Here is a 20266-nt window from a genome sequence, read left to right as displayed (position 1 = left end):
TAATTATTAAAATTGTACGTTCGCTCCAAGCATAAAAGTTCTTGCTTGTGGATAAACACCTCTATCTACACCAAATACCTGACCTCCAATTTCTGGATCATATCCTGTATATTTTGTAATAGTGTATAAGTTCTCACCAGTTAAGTAGAAACGAATTCTGTCTGCCCCAATTTTAGAAGAAAGATCAACTGGAAGAGTATATCCTACCTGAACTATTTTCAAACGAGCATAATCACCGCTTTCTAAATAAAAATCAGACATTTTGCTGAAGTTACCATTACCATCATTATTAGCAAGTCTTGGGTAATCATTTGAAGTTCCTTCTCCTGTCCAACGACCTAATGCTTCTGTTTGATAGTTAGCATTCAAGATATCTAATCTGCGTAATCCTTGGAAGATTTTGCTTCCAGCAGCACCTTGAACGAATGTCATAAAATCAAATCCTTTGTAATCTAAGTTTAATGTTAAACCGAAAGTGTATTTAGGAATACTTGTTCCTAAGAATTGTTTATCTGCATCAGAAATAGATCCGTCACCATTGTTATCAACCCAACGGAAATCCCCTGGTTTTGCATTTGGCTGGATTAAACCACCCGCACCATTTTTATAAGCGTTAATCTCTGCTTGGTTTTGGAAAATACCTGCAGTTTTGTATCCATAGAATTCATTGTATGAATGACCAACTTGAGTTCTTGTAACAGGTCCCATAGATTGGAAAGAAGCATCTCCAATAATAAAGTCATTATCTTTTCCTACGTAAGTAATTTCATTTTTCAAGTAAGCCACGTTTCCGTTAACACCTAAATTAAAATCACCAAGTTTTTTCTTCCAACCTAATTCAAATTCAATACCGCTGTTGTTCATATCAGCAACGTTAGCCCATGGCTGCTCAGCAACTCCAACATATCCAGGAATTACAACTGGTCTTAAGATACCTGTTGTTTTCTTTTTGTAGAAATCTAATGTTACTGTGAAATCATTAAATATTCTTGCATCAAGACCAATACTTGCCTGAGAAGTCTCTTCCCATTTCAAATCAGGGTTATCAAGAGTTACGTTAGCATAACCTGTTGTGATTGAACCAGCATTTCCAAAAGAATAGTTATAACCTCCAGATACTAATGAAATATATCTAAAGTCAGCAACCTGGTCATTACCTACAATTCCGTAACCTCCTCTAAGTTTTAATGAATTTACAGCATTATTTTCTTTCCAGAAACCTTCTTTTGAAACAACCCATCCTAAAGAGAATGATGGGAAAACTCCAAATTTATGATTTTCTCCAAAACGAGTAGATCCATCACGACGAATAACTCCGGTTAAAAGATATTTCTCCATATAATCGTAGTTTATACGACCAAATAAAGAGGTTACCTTGTGTTGAATAAAATCATCTGTAGCACTGTTTCTGTCAGCTTGTGGGATATCAAATTTGAAAGATGCATCTTTATAGCTTGTAACAGGTAAACCAAACATTGTAGCTCCAACGTATCCACCAATATTATCAACATAAGATCCTTGTCCAGCTAAAACGCTTAAGTTATGATCTCCAAATTTGTTAGAGTAAGTAAGAACGTTTTCAATATTCCAGTTGAATGATTTATTGTTATTTTGATAATAACTGTTTTTAAGAACATTCACGTTTGAACTTAAGAAGTATACAGGAGTAAATCCTTGGTCTCCCCAATAAGAAAGTTTACCACCAAGTGTAGATCTAATTTTTAAATGTGGAGTAATAGCAGCTTCTAAATAAGCATTTCCAACGAAATCATCAGACCATCCATATCTTCCTAATCTTGTTTGGATGTATCCAAGTGGGTTTGTCATCTCCTGACCAACTACACTTGAAATTCCATAAGGATTTCCGTTAGCATCACGAACTACAGGGTTTGTAGAATATGGAGCTGAATTTGCAACAGTTGGATCAGTAACTACAAGTGGAGTTAATGGATCTAAGTTGATAGCAGAGCTTAAAGGCCCCCCAAACTCACTGTTTGTATTTCCAATTCCAACAGTCTTTTGTCTTGTATATCCAAAAGTTTGTCCAAATGTGAAATATTTAGAAATCTTGTGAGTAGAGTTTAAACGGAAATTCTTTTTAGTATAATTAGAAATTTCTGTAGCAACAATACCTTCTTGATCCTGAATACCAAATGAAGCATAGAAAGTAGAAAATTCTCCACCACCACTAATACTTAATTCGTGTGTGTATCTGAAAGCACTGTCATTAAAAATAGCATCTTGCCAGTTTGTTCCTTTTCCAAATGCAGCTGGATTAGAGTAAAGAATCCCTCCGCCATCAGCAACTGATTTTTCGTTCATTATTGTAGCATACTCTGTAGCATTCAATAAATCTAATTTTTTTGCTGGAGAAGATACACCAGCAAAACCATTATAGTTTACTGTAATTTTACCTGCCTTACCTTTTTTAGTAGTAACTAAAATAACCCCTGTTGCAGCACGTGTACCATAGATTGCAGCAGAAGCAGCATCTTTAAGCACCTCGATAGACTCGATGTCTGATTGATTTAGGTAACCAATTCCACCAGCATCAACAACGTTACCGTCAACAACCCAAAGTGGGTTATTTCCACCGTCTCCAAACGTTGTAATACCACGTACACGGATTGTAGATCCTGAACCCGGCTGACCTGAACTGGAAGCGATTGTTACACCCGCAACACGACCTTGTAAAGCCTGTTCAACTCTACCATTTGGTACTTTCTCTAAATCTGCAGCTTTTACACTTGAAATTGCACCTGTAACTACTGCTTTCTTTTGAGTACCGTAACCAACTACCACAACCTCATTTAATGTTTGTGATTCTGGTTTTAATTGAATTGTAATTTTTGTTCTTCCGTTTACAGCTTCAGTTACTGTAGTGTATCCTATAAAAGTAACTGTCAAAACTCCGTTTGAAGGTACTTGTATTTGGAATTTCCCATCAAAATCTGATGCGGTCGACTTTGTTGTACCTTTTAGGACAACTGTTGCGCCCGGAACCGGCATTCCACTTTCATCGTTTATCATTCCATTTACTGTGACATCCTGAGCCACAGCTATAACCGAGAATAATAAAGACGAAACACAAAAAATAAGTAATTTTGTTAATTTCATTTTTCTAAAAATTTTGGTTAATTAATTAGTAATTTGATGCAATAATAATGTTATTTTTTTACTATCAACATTTAAATTTCATTACAAAAACACATCAAACTAAAATTTTATACATTACAAAAACACATCATTTTTTTTATAAATATCTAATATAGTGATATTTAAAAACAAAAAATAAGATGTTATGAAAATGTTAATTGAAAAAATAAACACTACAATTATATAAGATTGCTTATTTTTATGAACGAAATGCTTTTCTACAACGTGATAGTACAGAAAAAATATTCTTAAATACCTAAAAACAAACAACTTACAATCTAAAAAACAAATTAAATCGAATAATTAATGAAATTAACAATATCATATTTTTATATTACTTTTTTTACATTATTCACAATCACCTTTTTTGGGCAGGTTAAAAACATCGGATTACCGGATGTAAGAAATTACAAGCGTAATGAATACAAAGGAGGAACACAAAACTGGAATATTGATCAGGATAAGAATGGAAATTTATATTTCGCCAACAATAATGGTCTTTTACAATTTGACGGCTCTTCATGGAAGAAATATCCACTGCCAAATTTAACTTCCGTACGATGTTTAAAAATTGATAACTCAGGAAAGATTTATGTGGGAGGTTATAATGAATTTGGATATTTTCAACCAGATAATAAAGGAAAACTTCAATATACATCATTATCTAAAAAAGTTGATAAGAACAAAATTAAGATCATTGACTTTATATGGAAAATTCATTCCATAGATAATCAAACTGTTTTTCAATCTTTTGCCAGGGCATATATCTTTAAAAAAGGAAAATTATCAATACTAAAAGCCCCTAAACGCTTTCAATTCTCATTTGTAGTAAATAACAAGCTTTACTTTCAAGATGAAGAAAAAGGGATTTTAGAATATAAAAACGGAAAGCTTTATTCGCTGCCAAACACTACGAGCCTAAATAACACCGAGATTTGGGCTATGTATTCTATAGGCAAAAACAAAATCTTAATTATTACATTAGAAAAAGGCTTATTTATTTACGAAAATAACACGTTAACACCATGGAATACTGAAGCTAATAATTTTGTAAAACGAAACAATTCACTTGGAGGTGTTATCATAAACAATAAATTCATTGTTTTAAATTCGGTTTTGGATGGAATTGCTATCTGCGATTTTGACGGTAAGATCATTCAGCATATTAATAGAAAAAAAGGCCTTCAAAACAACACGGTTTTAACTTCATTTATCGACAACAAAAACAATCTTTGGCTTGGACTGGATAATGGTATTACTTATGTTAACGAAAGTTCTCCTTTTACCTATTTTGGGTTTAGTTATGACATTAGCACCGTTTACGCATCTGTTGTTCATCAGGGCAATTTATATGTTGCAACCAATCAGGGTGTTTTTTATCATGCCTGGAATAATAGTTTTAAGGAAGATGTTTTTAAACTTGTTGAAGGAACAACTGCCCAATCATGGAATGTACAAGTTATCGACGATGAATTAATTTGCGCCAATAACAGAGGAGCATTAATAATTAAAGGGGGAAAAGTTACCAATATTATAGATTCAAAAGGATATTTTGGATTTAAGAAAATCCCAAGTCATCCAGGGTTTTATATTGGCTCCAATTATGACGGATTTGCCATTTTTCAAAAAACAGCAAACGGACTTTCATTTAAAAATCAAGTCGCAGGATTTGATAAATCATCAAATAGTTTTGAGCTGGACCAATCTTATTTATGGCTTAAAAAAGACGAATCTATCTATAAAATGACTTTAAGTGAGGATTTAGCAAGGTTTTCAAGCATCAAAAAAATTGATCACTTAACACCTCAGTTTAAAAATATAGGAAGTATTCAAAAAATTGACGGTAAAATATACTTCCAAACCAATAATCATTTTTATAAATATTCTTCAGAACAGGAAATATTTTATGAAGACAAAAAACTAACCAGTCTTTTTAAAAATATTCCGGTTATAAATGCATTAAGTGAAGATTCACAATCCAATCTTTGGTATGCCTATGATGAGTCATTAGGGGTTTTAATGAAGCAAAACAATAATTATAAAAACATTGTTGCACCATTTTCTAACCTAACCGGTAATTTGGTTACTAATTATCTTTCTGTAAATACCATTGACTCTAAAAATATTTTTATAGGATTAACAGATGGTCTGGCACATTACGATTCTGAACTTTTAAACAATTTTGTGACAAAACCAAAGGCATTCGTTCGCAGCTTTTCATTTCCGGGTGATACAATAATCCTTGGAAACAATCAAAACAAGAGTGAAAACATCCGAATTCCTTATTCGTCAAATCATGTTCGCTTTACTTTTTCGTCTCCAACATACGAAAACCTTGAAAACGTGCAGTTTTCTTATCAATTAGAGCCTTTTGACGAAAAGTGGAGCAACTGGTCAACTATTTCAATTAAAGAGTATACAAACCTTCGTGAAGGCGATTATGTGATGAATGTAAAAGTGCGAAACAGTTACGGAGTTCAATCTGAACCGTCAACAATATCTTTTACTATTTCTCCGCCCTGGTACAGGCACTTTCTGGCTTTTATGCTATATTTTATTCTATTAATAATTGCCATTTATGTAATTTCCAGTCGAATTAAAATGAAAATTAGAAAGAATAAATATTACGAAACTATTGAACAGCGAAGACTTTATCTTGAAAAAGAATCCAGAATTAGACAGGAACAATATGATCTTGAAAAAGAAATCGAAAAATTAAAAAACGATAAACTGCAAATTAAGATTTTAGCAAAAGACAAGGAATTAGTCAACAACTCTTTACAAGTAGTAAAAAAGAATAAAATTCTAAACGGAATTATTCATAAATTGAAAGAAATTGATATCGAAGCATTGGACGACTCCACTAAGTTCCAAGTCAGCAAACTAAACAAGAGCATTGTAAAAGAGGTAAATACAGATAAAAGCTGGAAAGATCTAGAAAAACACATCAAGAATGTTCACTTTGAGTTTTTAAAACGTTTAAAGGAAAAATATCCAACAATTTCACCTCGTGAACTCGATTTATCGACTTATTTATTAATGAATATGTCTACCAAAGAAATTGCCGAAATTATGAATATTTCAACCGGAGGAGTAGAATTAGCCCGTTATCGTTTGAGAAAAAAACTCGGATTAAATAAAAAGGAAAACCTAATTGGTTTTTTAATGAGTATATAAATAAAAGGCCTTCTGTAATAGAAGGCCTTTTTATGTTTAAGAAATATATTCTAAAGTTCTCTCGAGAGCCATTCCTCTCGATCCTTTTATCAAGATAGTATTATCTTTAAATTGAATACTTTTTAGATAATCTGCGAAAGCATCAAAAGTTTCAAAAAATTGAATCGTATCGCTTGAAATTTTATTTTCATAGAATGATTTTCCAATCAAATAACAAAGTGATTCTTTTTGATTCACTAAAGAATCTACAATCAGTTTATGTTCCTGCGGACTTTCTTCTCCTAGCTCAAACATATCACCTAGAATCATAATTTTATTATCATTCTCTAATTGAAGAAAATTCGCAATTGCAACCGCCATACTACTTGGGTTTGCATTGTAAGCATCCAAAATAATTTGGTTAGAACCTTTATTCAGCAATTGAGATCTGTTATTTTCCGGAATATAATTTTCTATTCCATATTTTATCGAAGTATCTTCTACTTTAAAGTATCTTCCAATTGCTGTAGCGGCATTAATATTATTTGCGTTATAAAGTCCAATTAAATGCGATTCTACTACAAAATCATTATAGTCAATCACCACAAAAGGATTTGCCTTTATGTCTTTAATTTTTAGATCTGCGTTTTCTTTATGTATTCCGAAAGTGAAGGATTTTATGCCATTTGATTTTTCAATTTGAATAGCATCTTCAAGATTAACAAAAGCAATTTTATTGTTTTTTGCTAAGTATTGATACATTTCGCTTTTCCCTTCAATAACACCTTGAACACCTCCAAAACCTTCTAAATGGGCTTTCCCGAAATTAGTTATATAACCAAAATCAGGCTGGGCGATTTCACACAAAAATTCGATTTCTTTTTTGTGATTTGCTCCCATTTCAACAATTCCAATTTCTGTTTCTTTTGTAAAAGAAAGCAATGTTAAAGGAACTCCAATATGATTATTTAAATTCCCAATAGTCGCTTTAGTTTTAAATTTTTGACACAAAACAGCATTTATCAATTCTTTTGTCGTCGTTTTTCCATTACTTCCTGTAAGCGCAATAATAGGCAGTTTTAAATAGGCACGATGAAATTTTGCAAGTTCCTGAAGCGTTTCTAAGCTATTATTTACCAAGATCGTTCTCTCATCAATAAAATAAGATTCGTTGTCAATAACAACATATAAAGCACCTAAATCAAGCGCTTGTTTAGCAAAAGTATTTGCATCAAAATTTTCGCCTTTTATAGCAAAAAACATAGAATCTTTTTCAATTTTTCGAGTATCAATTGAAAGAGACCTGCATTTTAAAAACAAGTTATGAATTTCCTGAATATTCATTTATAACACTTTAAAATTATAAAAATAAAAAAATTCCAAATTCCAAAATCTGAATATTTCAGTATGGAATTTGGAATTTTTTTATTGAGTTTTTTAAACTTTAGTTTCTTGGTGATTTTCTTCTTTCAGTTTTAGCACCTACTCTAGACATTGCACATCTAAATCCAATGTAATCAGTTGCCATATCCTGAGGAAAATATCTTCTTTGAGCTGGATCTAACCAGTAAGCTCTATCTCTCCAAGATCCTCCTTTGTAAACTCTTACTTTATCATCGATTAAAGTAGTACGTTTACTAGAGTTATCATATTTTCTAATCATTTTACCTAAACTATCAACTGTTACGTTATGTTTAGGAGAATTGTACATTGCCTGATCAGGTTTAGGTCCAGACTCAGACTCTCCAAAGTCAAAGAATCTTGAAGATTGTTTATCTCCGTCTCTATAGTTGATGTTATCGCTTGTACTGAAATTTTGCCTTAAGTAAGTTTCTTGTTCATCAACCGGAACCTGAGCAATTTCTCCAGGAAGGTTTCTTGCAATCACTTTACCGTTACTTAAAGTATCGTATTTAATTGAAGCAGTCGAAACAATTTCAATTTTACCATCTTTACCAATTTTGTTTTTAGCATATTGATTTCCTCTGTAGTAGTTAAAATCATTTGCTTCATTATCAATAATAGGTCTGTAAACATCGGCAACCCATTCTGCTACGTTTCCTGCCATATCGTATAATCCGAAATCATTTGCAGCATAACTTTTTACCTTATTTGTAATATCAGCACCATCATCAGACCAACCAGCAATTCCACCGTAATCACCGTTTCCTTGTTTAAAGTTAGCCAATTGATCACCTTTGTTTTTACGTTTTGCTGAACGAGTATAATCTCCAGACCAAGGATATTTCTTTTGTCCTTTGTAGATGTTATATTCTCTTTGTCCAACATCAGCAGCAGCAGCATATTCCCATTCTGCTTCGGTAGGAAGTCTGTATTCTGGTAAAATTACACCAGAAGAACGTTGTGCATAAACATTATGCTCTTCAGGTACAACACCATCTTTTCCTGCTTTTGGTCTTTTTCCAGCTGGGTTTTTCTTTAAAACTAACTCTTCGTTTCCACCATAAGTAGTAGTTGGAGAAGCCAAGTAAGTTTCTGTATTAAATAAGCTTTCTGCACTAACATCTTGTGTTTTAGCTCCTTTTTTAAGATATCCGTTTTTTTCTAAAACAGCCTCGTTTACACGGTCTGTTCTCCATTTACTAAATTCAACAGCCTGAATCCAGTTAACACCAACTACAGGATAGTCAGCATAAGAAGGATGTCTTAAATAGTTATTAGTCATCGTTTCGTTGTAACCTAAACGATTTCTCCAAACTAAAGTATCTGGCGATGCTCCTTCATAAATATTTTTGTAATTTTCTTCTGTTGGAGGAAAAACTTTTTTCAACCACTCAAGGTACTCTAAGTACATACCATTCGTAACTTCAGTTTCATCCATATAGAATGATTGAACGTGCTGTTGAGTTGGCGTGTTATTCCAATCGTGCATAACATCATCCTGTACTTTACCCATTGTAAACGTACCTCCTTCAACAAAAACTAAACCAGGTCCAGCTTGTTGTTTTTTTCCAGCATTTCTAGCAGCTGTTCCGTTCTGACTATCTACATCCCAGCCTGTTGCTCTAGAAGCGTGACTCGAACTCGATTTTTTGCTACAACTAGCCGTGCCCAACATCAATACCATTGACATCATTAATTGCAAGACTACAATTTTGTTTACTTTCATACTCATTCTTAGGTGATAAATTTAGGTGCTGCAATATAATAATTAACATTTAATTAGCAACATCTGTTCTAATAATTTTATTTAGCTGTTTTTTACCAGAAAAATAACCTATAGTTACGAACGCAAAAATATACTTTTTATTATTTACTGTAACATGAAATACTATATTTTTACTTACTAATTTTATTTTAATTAAATTTCGGTTTTTAAGCTAATGAAACAAGCCATAATCCTATACATTTTTCTACTCCCTATCTTATCATTTTCCCAGATAAATGGGAGCTTAACGCTCGATTGGCAGAGTAAAAAAGAGATGAATTACGGCGACAGCAAAATTATTATTCCTTACTTTTCCGGAAACGCTTTTCGCTTCGACATTACAAAAAAAAGCATAACATTATTGCTTAATCTCAATCAGGCAAACGTCGCAAACAATAGTTCTGTAGAAATTACAAATATAAATTTTGAACCTATTTCGAGAACTGATTTAGGAGATTTAGCTATAGAAAACATTCCGAATAAGATAACCGAAACGATAAAAATCACTAATTCGAGAGACACAAAACAAGCATTTCTGTCTCTCTATCCTATTATAAAAGACGGAAATAGCTATAAAAGAATCAGATCATTTTCTTACAATATAAATAATTCTTCTGCAAAAAGCAGCAACTCATCGGTCTTTCAAAAAACTGCGATTATTTCAAATTCTGTTTTAGCTTCTGGAGACTGGTATCGATTTTATGTAGAAAAATCTGGCGTTTATAAAATTACACGGGCATTTTTACAAAGTTTGGGTTTTGACCCAGGAAAAACTGATCCCAGAAGGATTAAAATTTACGGAAATGGCGGAAGAATGGTTCCATTAGCCAACAACTCTTATTATCCGGAAGATTTAACTGAAAATGCCATTCAAATCATTGGCGAAGGCGACGGTACATTTAACAACGAAGATTATATCTTATTTTATGCCGAAGGTGTGGATAAATGGAACGATGAAAGCCAGACTAATTTAAACTTATACAGTAATAGGTCTTATTATTATGTTACCACATCAGGGAATGATGGAAAAAGAATTGCGAACCTGACTCAGCCAACAGCAAACAGCACTCTGGAACTGAACACGTTTGATGACTATCAATATCACGAAGTTGACCAAACCAACATTGTACATTTGGGGCGTCAATGGCTTGGTGAATCATTCGACATTAATCAGGAACAGGAATTTACTTTTAATTTCCCTAATCTGGATGCAACTGTACCAGTAAAAATTGAATTAAACGCCGCTTCAGCCGCTTTTACGCCAACTTCATTTGTTGTTGCTGCAAACGGACAAAATATCGCAACGCTAAATTTTGCAAGCTTAACAGCTAGTTCAGAAATTAAGTATTTAACCAGCAAAACTCCTGCAAACACAACATTTACAGGTGCCGAAAGTGTAAAAATAAAACTTACCTATAATAATAATGGTGTACCAGGCTCAAAAGGATATTTAGATTACATTAATCTAATTGCCAAAAGAAGACTTTTAGGAACAGGCAAACAATTTAAATTTCAGTACAATTTAGCAGGTTCAACCGCGGGAATTGTAAATTATACAATAGGAAGTGCTTCGGGAATTTCTCAAATTTGGGATATTACAGACCTATATAATGTATCAAAAGTTGAAAATGCAAATCAAGCCTCTTTTAGTTTTAAAGCTAATCTGGGTGAAATTAGAAATTACATCGCCATTGACCCTGCTGATTATTATACTCCTTTAAAAGAAAGCCAGTCAAAAATTGCCAATCAAAATTTAAAAGGAACACTCTTAAAAAACAATCAGAATAGTTTTCAGGATATTGATTATGCCATTATAACCCCAAGATCTTTAGCATCACAAGCCGAGAGACTGGCTAATTTTCATCGAACTAATTCTAATTTAATTGTAAAGGTTATTGCATTAGAAGATATCTATCAGGAATTTTCATCGGGAAAACAAGACATTGCAGGCATTAGAAATTGTATACGTTATATATATGACAACGCTTCTTCTCCAGATAAAAGAATAAAATATGTAAACTTATTTGGTGATGCTTCTTACGATTATAAAGACCGAATTTCGAACAACACTAATATTGTACCTATATATCAATCCTTAAGCAGTAACACAACTGGCGAAGCGTCTTTTGCCTCTGATGACTTTTTCGGACTTATGGATGCTAATGAAGGAATTGTGGCTTATCCTTTTGGAGGAATCGACATTGCTGTTGGCCGAATGTTAGTATCAGACAATGCGCAAGCACAGGAAATGGTTAATAAAGTTTTAGAATATTACGATACAAAATCATACGGAAACTGGAGAAATAATTTTGTTTTAATCAGTGATGATGCTGATCAAAGTTCTGACGCTTCATTACAATCACGTCAAAATACCTTAGCTGATTTAATTGCTGTTGAAAAACCATTTTTAAATATCGACAAAATATTTTTAGATGCTTATACTCAAGAAGCTTCTGCGGGCGGATCAAGATATCCAAAAGCGAGAACAGATATTTTTAATGCTTTTGAAAAAGGTGCATTAGTCTTTAATTATTTAGGCCATGGAGGTGAAGACGGATTAGCAGGTGAAAGAATTTGGGAAAAATCAGACGGGCAAAACCTGAACAATCAATATAAATATCCTTTATTTATAACTATTACCTGCGAATTTTCCCGATTTGACGACCCTACCCGACCAACTGCCGGCGAATATACTTTTTGGAACCCAAAGGGAGGAGCAATTTCGATGCTGACAACAATTCGGACTATCGGACAGTTTAATGCTGAAAATTTCAATGACAGTTTAAGCAAAAATCTGCTTTCATACGGCTCAAATCAATATAATAGTATTGCAGAGTCGCTTCGAATTTCAAAAAATGAAAACCCAAGTTCTTCAAGTAATGTTGTAGTATATATAGGAGATCCGGCTTTGATGTTAGCGATTCCAAAACCGCGAATTAATTTAACGAAAGTAAACGATATTGTGATTTCTCAGCCAATTCCTGACTTTAAATCCTTATCAAAAATTAAAATTTCGGGTGAAATTACAGATGAAAACAATGTACTTTTAAGCAATTATAACGGAGAACTTGCCACAGCTATTTTCGACAAAATGATTACGGCTTCGACCTTAAATAATGATGGATATAGCCCTGCAATGTCATTTAAAACTCTTGGAGAAACCATATTTAGAGGGAATGCCTCTGTAACCAACGGCCAGTTTGAGTTTAGCTTTGTTGTACCAAGAGATATTCGCATTCCTGTTGACAATGGCCGAATTAGTTTTTATGCTAAAAAAAGCCAAGCACTTGAGAATCAATCGGGCTATAATAATGTCATAAAAATTGGAGGAATAAATGAAAATGCACCTCAGGACAATATAAGTCCAAAAGTTAAGTTATATATGAACGATGAAACTTTTGTATCAGGCGGAATTACAAATGCATCGCCTTTTCTTTTAGCGTTTTTAGAAGATGAAAATGGTATAAATACAGCTAGCGGAATTGGTCATGACATCATAGCAGTTCTGGATGGAGACGTAAGCAACCCGTATATTTTGAATGATTATTATCAGACAAAATTAGATGATTATACAAATGGAAATTTACGTTTTCCGTTACGAAATTTATCTGCCGGATTGCATACCATTAGTTTTACGGCATGGGATGTTTATAACAATCCCGTAACAAGCGAAATACAATTTGTTGTGGTTGGTGACGAAGAATTAAAATTGACACACGTGCTCAATTATCCTAATCCTTTTTCAACATACACACAATTTTGGTTTTCACATAACAGGCCATATGAACCTTTAGATGTTCAGGTTCAGGTTATGACAATTACAGGTAAAGTGGTTTGGACAAAAAACCAGATCATTACGACTGAAGGCTTTTTATCAAGGGAAATAACATGGGATGGGAAAGATGATTTTGGCGACCGAATTGGAAAAGGAGTTTACATTTACAAACTGACTGTAAAATCGAACTTAACAAATAAAAAAGCAGAAAAATACGAAAAACTTGTCATTCTATAATATTATATATATTTGTAACATAAATACCATTATTCCCAAAAATGAGAAAAATATCACTTTTATTAATTTGTTTATTAGTAATTTCCTTCGCCAAAGCCCAAAACATTGAACCTATTACAACCGGAGTTCCCTTTTTATTAGTCGCAGCCGATGCAAGAGCAGCCGGTTTAGCAGATCAGGGAGTTGCCACTTCTTCAGATGTTTTTTCACAACAATGGAATCCTGCAAAATATGCTTTCGCAGAAGATGCACAGGGACTTTCAATAAGTTACACTCCGTATTTAACGGATCTTGCCAACGATATTTCGCTTGGTCAATTAACCTACTACAACAAAATCAATGATAAAAGTGCTTTTGGAGCAAGTTTTCGTTATTTTGGTTTTGGAGGAATTGAACTAAGAGAAACCGGAGACCCAAATGAAGCTACCCGAGAAGTAAGCCCTAATGAATTTGCATTAGACGGGTCCTACTCTCTAAAATTGAGCGAGACTTTCTCGATGGCAGTTGCGGGTAGATATATAAGATCAAATTTAAAAATCCCTTCCGGTGAAGTTGACGCTTCGGCAGCAAGTTCATTTGCTGTAGATGTAGCTGGTTTTTATCAATCAGAAGAAATTGTATACAGCGATTTTAATGGAAGATGGAGAGCAGGTTTCAACGTTCAAAACTTAGGTCCAAAAATTAGCTACGATAATGACGATTTAAGCTCAAACTTTTTACCGGCTAATTTAAGATTAGGAGGAGGTTTTGATTTTATTTTAGATGACTATAACAAAGTTAGCGTTAGTGCTGAATTTACTAAACTATTAGTTCCAACTCCTCCGGGACCAGGAACACCATTTGACGCAAACGGAGACGGAGATTTTACAGATCCGGATGATATTTCTCAAACTGAAGCAAACGCAATTAGCTATAACAAATACAAAGACACTGGCTGGGTTGAAGGAATTTTCAAATCATTTGGAGATGCTCCGGGAGGTTTTAGCGAAGAAGTTAAAGAAATAACGTATAGCGCAGCAGCAGAATATATGTATCAGGATTCGTTTGCAATGCGATTAGGGTATTATCACGAAAGCCCTGAAAAAGGTGCAAGACAATTCTTCTCTTTAGGAGCAGGTTTTAAATACAATATTATAAAAGTTGATGTTTCGTATTTATTTTCAGCATCAAAAGTTAAAAATCCTTTAGAAAACACACTTCGTTTCTCTTTAACTTTTAACTTTGGCGATAAATACGAAGTTTATTAAACAAACGATATAAAAAACAATTACAATCCAAATTTCTAACTTTTTAGGAATTTGGATTTTTTTTCCCATAAAAACAATGAAAGAAATTAGCATTACATCATCGTTCACTATTTACGATAACATCAATGAGCTTTCTCAAGATGTACAAGATTTAATGAATCAGGCTATCGAAATTCGTAAAAAAGCGTACGCTCCTTATTCACAATTTAGAGTTGGAGCCGCCTTACTTCTTGATAATGGTAAAGTAATTTTAGGATCTAATCAGGAAAACGCCGCATATCCGTCAGGATTATGTGCAGAAAGAACAGCAATTTTTTATGCGGGAAGCGCATATCCCGAAGCTAAAATTTTAAAAATGGCAATTACTGCCGCTTCAGATACAAATCAAACTCAGGCTCCAATTCCACCGTGCGGTTCTTGCCGTCAGTCGATTGCAGAATATGAAATCAAACAAGACACCCCTATTGAAATTTATTTTATGGGCGAAATTGGCGAAGTTTACAAATCGGCATCCCTAAAAAATCTGCTTCCTTTTATGTTTGATAAAAAGTTCTTGTAAAAAAAAGCCAAAAAAGACCTTTTAAATTTTAGTTCTTAAACGGAATGTCTTATTTTTGCATCCCGACCTTTCGGGCGCAAATTTGTGGGAGGAAACTATTTTGCGTTACAGGCAACAATTGATAACACAAACAACTTTAGCAAAAGAAAGAATTCAGATGAAAGAAGTTACAAAAGAGGTATATTTAAAGTGGTACGAAGACATGCTGCTTTGGAGAAAGTTTGAAGACAAACTTGCAGCATTATACATTCAACAAAAAGTTAGAGGTTTTTTACACCTATATAATGGTCAGGAAGCTGTATTAGCGGGCGCTCTGCACGCTATGGACCTGACTAAAGACAAAATGATTACTGCATACAGAAATCACGTTCAGCCTATTGGTATGGGAGTTGATCCTAGAAACGTAATGGCAGAACTTTTAGGAAAAGTTACAGGAACTTCTAAAGGCATGGGAGGTTCAATGCACATCTTTTCTAAAGAACACCGTTTTTACGGAGGTCACGGAATCGTTGGTGGTCAAATTCCTGTTGGTGCAGGTTTAGCTTTCGCTGATAAATATTTCAATACTGGCGGAGTTACTATGACTTACTTTGGTGACGGAGCTGCGAGACAAGGTTCTTTACACGAAGCTTTCAACATGGCTATGTTATGGAAATTACCAGTTGTATTTATCGTTGAAAACAACGGTTATGCAATGGGAACTTCTGTAGAAAGAACTGCAAACCACACTGATATCTGGAAATTAGGTTTAGGTTATGAAATGCCTTGCGGACCTGTTGACGGAATGAACCCTGTAAAAGTTGCCGAAGCAATGCACGAAGCTATCGAAAGAGCACGTCGCGGAGACGGACCAACTTTCCTTGAAATGAAAACGTACCGTTACAGAGGACACTCTATGTCTGATGCACAATTATACCGTTCTAAAGAAGAGGTTGAAGAGTACAAAAAAATTGACCCAATTACACAAGTTCTTGATGTAATCTTGGATCAAAAATATGCTACAGAAGAAGAAATTGAAGTAATTGACCAAAGAGTTAAAGACTTGGTTGAGGAATGTCAGAAATTTGCTGAAGAATCTCCATATCCAGACTTACAACAATTATACGATGTAGTATACGCACAAGAAGACTATCCATTTACACCTCATAAACTATAACATCATGGCGATTAAAGTAACAATGCCTCGTTTGAGCGATACTATGACGGAAGGAACGGTAGCGACTTGGTTAAAAAAAGTAGGCGACAAAATTAGCGAAGGAGATATCTTAGCTGAAATTGAAACAGACAAAGCAACAATGGAGTTCGAATCTTTTAACGAAGGAACTCTTTTACATATTGGAATTCAAGCTGGAGAAACTGCTCCGGTTGATTCATTATTAGCAATCATTGGTAAAGAAGGAGAAGATATTTCTGCTCTTTTAGCTGGTGGTGATGCTCCTGCTGCTGAAGCCCCAAAAGCGGACGCTCCTGCTGCAGAAGCAAAAACAGAAACTGCTGCTCCTGCAAAAGCTGCAGCTGAATTACCTAAAGGTGTTGTAGTAGTAACTATGCCACGTTTGAGTGATACTATGACGGAAGGTACAGTAGCAACTTGGTTGAAAAAAGTGGGTGATACTGTAGCTGAAGGTGATATTTTAGCAGAAATTGAAACAGACAAAGCTACAATGGAGTTTGAGTCTTTCAATGCTGGAACATTATTATACATCGGAATTCAAGAAGGAAACACTGCTCCAGTTGACAGCTTATTAGCTATCATTGGGCCAGCTGGAACTGATATTTCTGGAATTGCTGACAACTATGCTGCCGGAGGCGCTGCAAGTGCTCCTGCTGCAGAAGAAACAAAAGCAGCTCCTGCTGCTGAAAAAGCACAAGAAGCTGCTGTGGCTGACAACTCTAACGGAGGAAGAATTTTAGCTTCACCTTTAGCCAAGAAAATTGCTTCTGATAAAGGAATTCAATTGAACCAAGTTAAAGGTTCTGGAGAAAACGGACGTATCGTAAAAAGCGATATCGAGAACTTTACTCCATCTGCACAAGCACAAACTACTGCTTCAGCACCAGCTGCTAAAGAAGAAGCTTCTGCTCCTGCTGCTGCGAAAATATTTGTTCCTGCCGGAGAAGTTTATACAGAAGAGATCAAAAATTCTCAAATGCGTAAAATCATCGCAAAACGTCTTGCTGAATCATTATTTACTGCACCTCACTACAACTTAGTGATCGAAGTAAGCATGGACGAAGCAATGGGTGCAAGAGCAACAATCAATACTGTTCCAGATACAAAAGTATCTTTCAACGATATGGTAATTAAAGCTTGTGCTTTAGCATTGAAAAAGCATCCAAAAATCAATTCTCAGTGGAAAGAAGATGCAATCATCATCAACCACCACGTAAATATTGGTGTTGCTGTAGCAGTTGAAGACGGATTAGTAGTTCCTGTATTGAAATTTACAGATGCTATGAGTTTATCTCAAATTGGCGCTGCTGTAAGGGATCTTGCAGGAAGAGCTAAAAACAAAAAACTTGGACCACAAGAAATGGAAGGAAGTACTTTTACAGTATCTAACCTTGGAATGTTTGGTATTACTGAATTCAATTCAATTATCAACCAGCCAAACTCTGCAATCCTTTCTGTAGGTGCAATTGTTGAGAAACCAGTAGTTAAAAACGGTCAAATCGTAGTTGGAAATACAATGATGTTATCATTAGCTTGCGACCACAGAACAATTGACGGTGCAACTGGTGCTCAGTTCTTACAAACATTAAAACAATACATCGAAAGCCCAGTTACAATGCTGGCGTAATTAGCTGTTAATTTTATAATTAAATCCCGTTTTGTTTATTCAAAACGGGATTTTTTGTTTAATTTTCATCCTCAAAATTCAATACTTCATAAATATGAAAAAACTAACCTTTCTAATCTTGTTTCTTACAGCATTAGCCTGCCAGAAAAAAGATCAAACAGAAAAACCAACCAGCGTTGTTGATGAACACAGTTATTCTAAACCAGAACTTGCTGTAGTTAAACACCTTGATCTTGACATTAAAGTTGATTTTGATACACAGACAATTTCAGGAAAGGCTTCGTGGACAATTGACAACATCAGCAAAGGAAACGAGATTATTTTCGACGAAAACACACTAAACATTACCAAAGTAACTTTAGGTGACGACGAAAAAGAAACCAAATTTGAACTTGGAAAAGATGTCGAATTTCACGGAAAACCTCTTCACATTACGATTGAACCAAATACAACCAAAGTAAACATCTATTACAGCACAACTAAAGATGCTGTTGCATTACAATGGCTTTTACCGGCACAAACTGCAGATAAAAAGAAACCTTTCCTTTTCTCTCAGGGAGAAAGCGTTTGGTCAAGAACCTGGATTCCATGTCAGGATTCACCGGGAATTCGTTTTACCTATAATGCAAAAGTTACCGTTCCTAAAGATTTATTAGCCGTAATGAGCGCTGTAAATCCGCAGAAGAAAAATGATACCGGAGTTTATACTTTTAAACAAGACAAAGCAATTCCATCTTATTTAATGGCAATCGCCGTTGGAGATATTGAATTTCAAGCAATCGATAAAAGAACCGGAGTTTACGCAGAACCATCAATGCTAAAAAAATCAGCTTGGGAATTTGCAGAACTTGGAAATATGGTTGTGGCCGCCGAAAAACTTTACGGTCCATACCGTTGGGGACGTTACGATGTTTTGGTTTTACCTCCAAGTTTCCCTTATGGCGGAATGGAAAATCCAAACTTAACATTTTTAACTCCGGGAGTTATCGCCGGAGATCGTTCGTTAACTAGTTTATTAGCACACGAATTAGGCCACAGCTGGAGCGGAAATTTAGTTACAAATGCAACCTGGGATGATATTTGGTTAAACGAAGGTTTTACAACTTATGTAGAACACCGCATTGGTGAAGCAATCTTTGGAAAGAAAGAATTTGAAATGCAAAATGTTATCACAAACAAAGAATTGGTTGATAATGTAGCCGAATACGGAAACACAAGTCCAGATACAAGACTTAAAGTTTCGCTGACAGGAAGAAACCCTGACGACGGAATCAGCCAGATTCCTTACGTTAAAGGATATGCCTTTTTAAGAGTTATCGAAAATGCTGTTGGACGTGACAAATTCGATCCGTTCATTAAGAATTATTTCGATTCACATGCTTTCAAATCAATTACTACAGAAGATTTCGTGAAATATTTAAACGAAAATCTTATCAAAGGCGATAAAGCATTAGCTGATAAAATCAAATTAGAAGACTGGATTTATAAACCGGGAATTCCTTCAAACATTCTTCCGGTAAGTTCAGTAGATTTTGATGCTATCGATAAAATTCAAAAAAGCTGGAGAGAAACAGGTGTTGCAGGTTTAAGCAAAAAAATCACAACTACAGCAGAAAAACAGCACTTTATAGATCATCTTCCTGCTGATATTACAGCAAAAGAAATGGAAGCGATTGACAGTGAATTCAACTTTACAAAAGGCGGCAATTTCATCATTAAACGCCAATGGTTTGTTCAGGCACTAATTCACCAATACAAACCTGCTTATCCTGCAATTGAACAATTTTTAATTGGAATTAGCAGAACCGGATCTGTAATGATGCTTTATAAAGAAATGGTTAAAACACCTGAAGGAAAAGTTTGGGCAAATCAAATTTTCGAAAAAGCAAAATCTGGTTATCATGCAACAACAATTCAGGCGGTTGAAGGTATTTTGAAATAAACTTTTCATGAATATAATTTAAAAATAGGTTGTCCTTGAAAGGACAACCTATTTTTTTACACCTTATTTGTCATTCCGAGGAACGAGGAATCGCACTAGAAATTCCACAAACAATCAACACAATCTTGTCATTTCGATTTCTATGATAAAACCAAATCTTTTTCATAAAAGGTTTGGTTTTTTATTACTGCAAAAACTCGATGGATTATTTTGTTTCTCACAGC

Annotated in this window: 10 protein-coding genes; 7 read left to right on the top strand and 3 right to left on the bottom strand. The window is 34.4% G+C overall.

Annotation, left to right across the window (positions count from 1 at the left end; translation table 11 throughout):
* Window positions 1-6: 6 nt before the first annotated feature.
* Entirely contained in the window at window positions 7-3117 is a 3111-nt protein-coding gene (locus FLAPXU55_RS01770; protein ID WP_180856321.1) for a SusC/RagA family TonB-linked outer membrane protein, read from the bottom strand.
* Window positions 3118-3462: 345 nt separating this feature from the next.
* Here FLAPXU55_RS01770 and FLAPXU55_RS01765 point away from each other — a divergent pair, with 345 nt between their 5' ends.
* On the top strand, window positions 3463-6333 hold the full coding sequence (locus FLAPXU55_RS01765) for a triple tyrosine motif-containing protein (protein ID WP_180856319.1): 2871 nt from the start codon (window positions 3463-3465) through the stop codon (window positions 6331-6333).
* A gap of 36 nt (window positions 6334-6369) precedes the next feature.
* Here the strand turns inward: FLAPXU55_RS01765 and FLAPXU55_RS01760 are convergent, their stop codons facing one another.
* Together FLAPXU55_RS01760 and gldJ are read right to left on the bottom strand one after the other, a co-directional pair.
* Entirely contained in the window at window positions 6370-7656 is a 1287-nt protein-coding gene (locus FLAPXU55_RS01760; protein WP_180856317.1) for a UDP-N-acetylmuramoyl-tripeptide--D-alanyl-D-alanine ligase, read from the bottom strand.
* Window positions 7657-7756: 100 nt separating this feature from the next.
* Window positions 7757-9442: a gliding motility lipoprotein GldJ gene (gene gldJ, locus FLAPXU55_RS01755; RefSeq protein ID WP_180856381.1), complete on the bottom strand. Its 1686-nt coding sequence runs from the start codon at window positions 9440-9442 to the stop codon at window positions 7757-7759.
* A gap of 214 nt (window positions 9443-9656) precedes the next feature.
* Here gldJ and porU point away from each other — a divergent pair, with 214 nt between their 5' ends.
* From porU to FLAPXU55_RS01725, 6 genes are all read left to right on the top strand, one after another.
* Window positions 9657-13493 (top strand): type IX secretion system sortase PorU, encoded by a 3837-nt coding sequence (gene porU, locus FLAPXU55_RS01750; protein ID WP_180856316.1) that lies wholly within the window; start codon window positions 9657-9659, stop codon window positions 13491-13493.
* A gap of 41 nt (window positions 13494-13534) precedes the next feature.
* Window positions 13535-14740 carry a type IX secretion system outer membrane channel protein PorV gene (gene porV / locus FLAPXU55_RS01745; protein WP_180856309.1) on the top strand — a complete coding sequence of 402 codons (1206 nt, stop codon included), beginning with the start codon at window positions 13535-13537 and terminating at the stop codon, window positions 14738-14740.
* 76 nt (window positions 14741-14816) lie between these two features.
* Entirely contained in the window at window positions 14817-15299 is a 483-nt protein-coding gene (cdd, locus tag FLAPXU55_RS01740; RefSeq protein ID WP_180856307.1) for a cytidine deaminase, read from the top strand.
* A gap of 157 nt (window positions 15300-15456) precedes the next feature.
* On the top strand, window positions 15457-16455 hold the full coding sequence (gene pdhA / locus FLAPXU55_RS01735) for a pyruvate dehydrogenase (acetyl-transferring) E1 component subunit alpha (RefSeq protein WP_053472631.1): 999 nt from the start codon (window positions 15457-15459) through the stop codon (window positions 16453-16455).
* 4 nt (window positions 16456-16459) lie between these two features.
* The gene (locus FLAPXU55_RS01730) at window positions 16460-18100 is read left to right on the top strand and encodes a pyruvate dehydrogenase complex dihydrolipoamide acetyltransferase (RefSeq protein ID WP_180856305.1); all 1641 of its coding nucleotides are present in this window, start codon (window positions 16460-16462) and stop codon (window positions 18098-18100) included.
* A gap of 94 nt (window positions 18101-18194) precedes the next feature.
* Window positions 18195-20042, top strand: a complete 1848-nt coding sequence (locus tag FLAPXU55_RS01725; protein ID WP_180856303.1) for a hydrolase/aminopeptidase — start codon at window positions 18195-18197, stop codon at window positions 20040-20042.
* The last annotated feature ends 224 nt before the right edge of the window (window positions 20043-20266 follow it).

This window comes from Flavobacterium panici (assembly GCF_903819335.1).
In the GTDB taxonomy this organism is placed as follows: domain Bacteria; phylum Bacteroidota; class Bacteroidia; order Flavobacteriales; family Flavobacteriaceae; genus Flavobacterium; species Flavobacterium panici.
This window is presented reverse-complemented; position numbering and strand designations above follow the sequence as displayed.

Coding starts and splice junctions, on each gene's coding strand:
- FLAPXU55_RS01770 (WP_180856321.1), bottom strand. CDS start 3,117: ATGAAATTAACAAAATTACTTATTTTTTGTGTTTCGTCTTTATTATTC.
- FLAPXU55_RS01765 (WP_180856319.1), top strand. CDS start 3,463: ATGAAATTAACAATATCATATTTTTATATTACTTTTTTTACATTATTC.
- FLAPXU55_RS01760 (WP_180856317.1), bottom strand. CDS start 7,656: ATGAATATTCAGGAAATTCATAACTTGTTTTTAAAATGCAGGTCTCTT.
- gldJ (WP_180856381.1), bottom strand. CDS start 9,442: ATGAAAGTAAACAAAATTGTAGTCTTGCAATTAATGATGTCAATGGTA.
- porU (WP_180856316.1), top strand. CDS start 9,657: ATGAAACAAGCCATAATCCTATACATTTTTCTACTCCCTATCTTATCA.
- porV (WP_180856309.1), top strand. CDS start 13,535: ATGAGAAAAATATCACTTTTATTAATTTGTTTATTAGTAATTTCCTTC.
- cdd (WP_180856307.1), top strand. CDS start 14,817: ATGAAAGAAATTAGCATTACATCATCGTTCACTATTTACGATAACATC.
- pdhA (WP_053472631.1), top strand. CDS start 15,457: ATGAAAGAAGTTACAAAAGAGGTATATTTAAAGTGGTACGAAGACATG.
- FLAPXU55_RS01730 (WP_180856305.1), top strand. CDS start 16,460: ATGGCGATTAAAGTAACAATGCCTCGTTTGAGCGATACTATGACGGAA.
- FLAPXU55_RS01725 (WP_180856303.1), top strand. CDS start 18,195: ATGAAAAAACTAACCTTTCTAATCTTGTTTCTTACAGCATTAGCCTGC.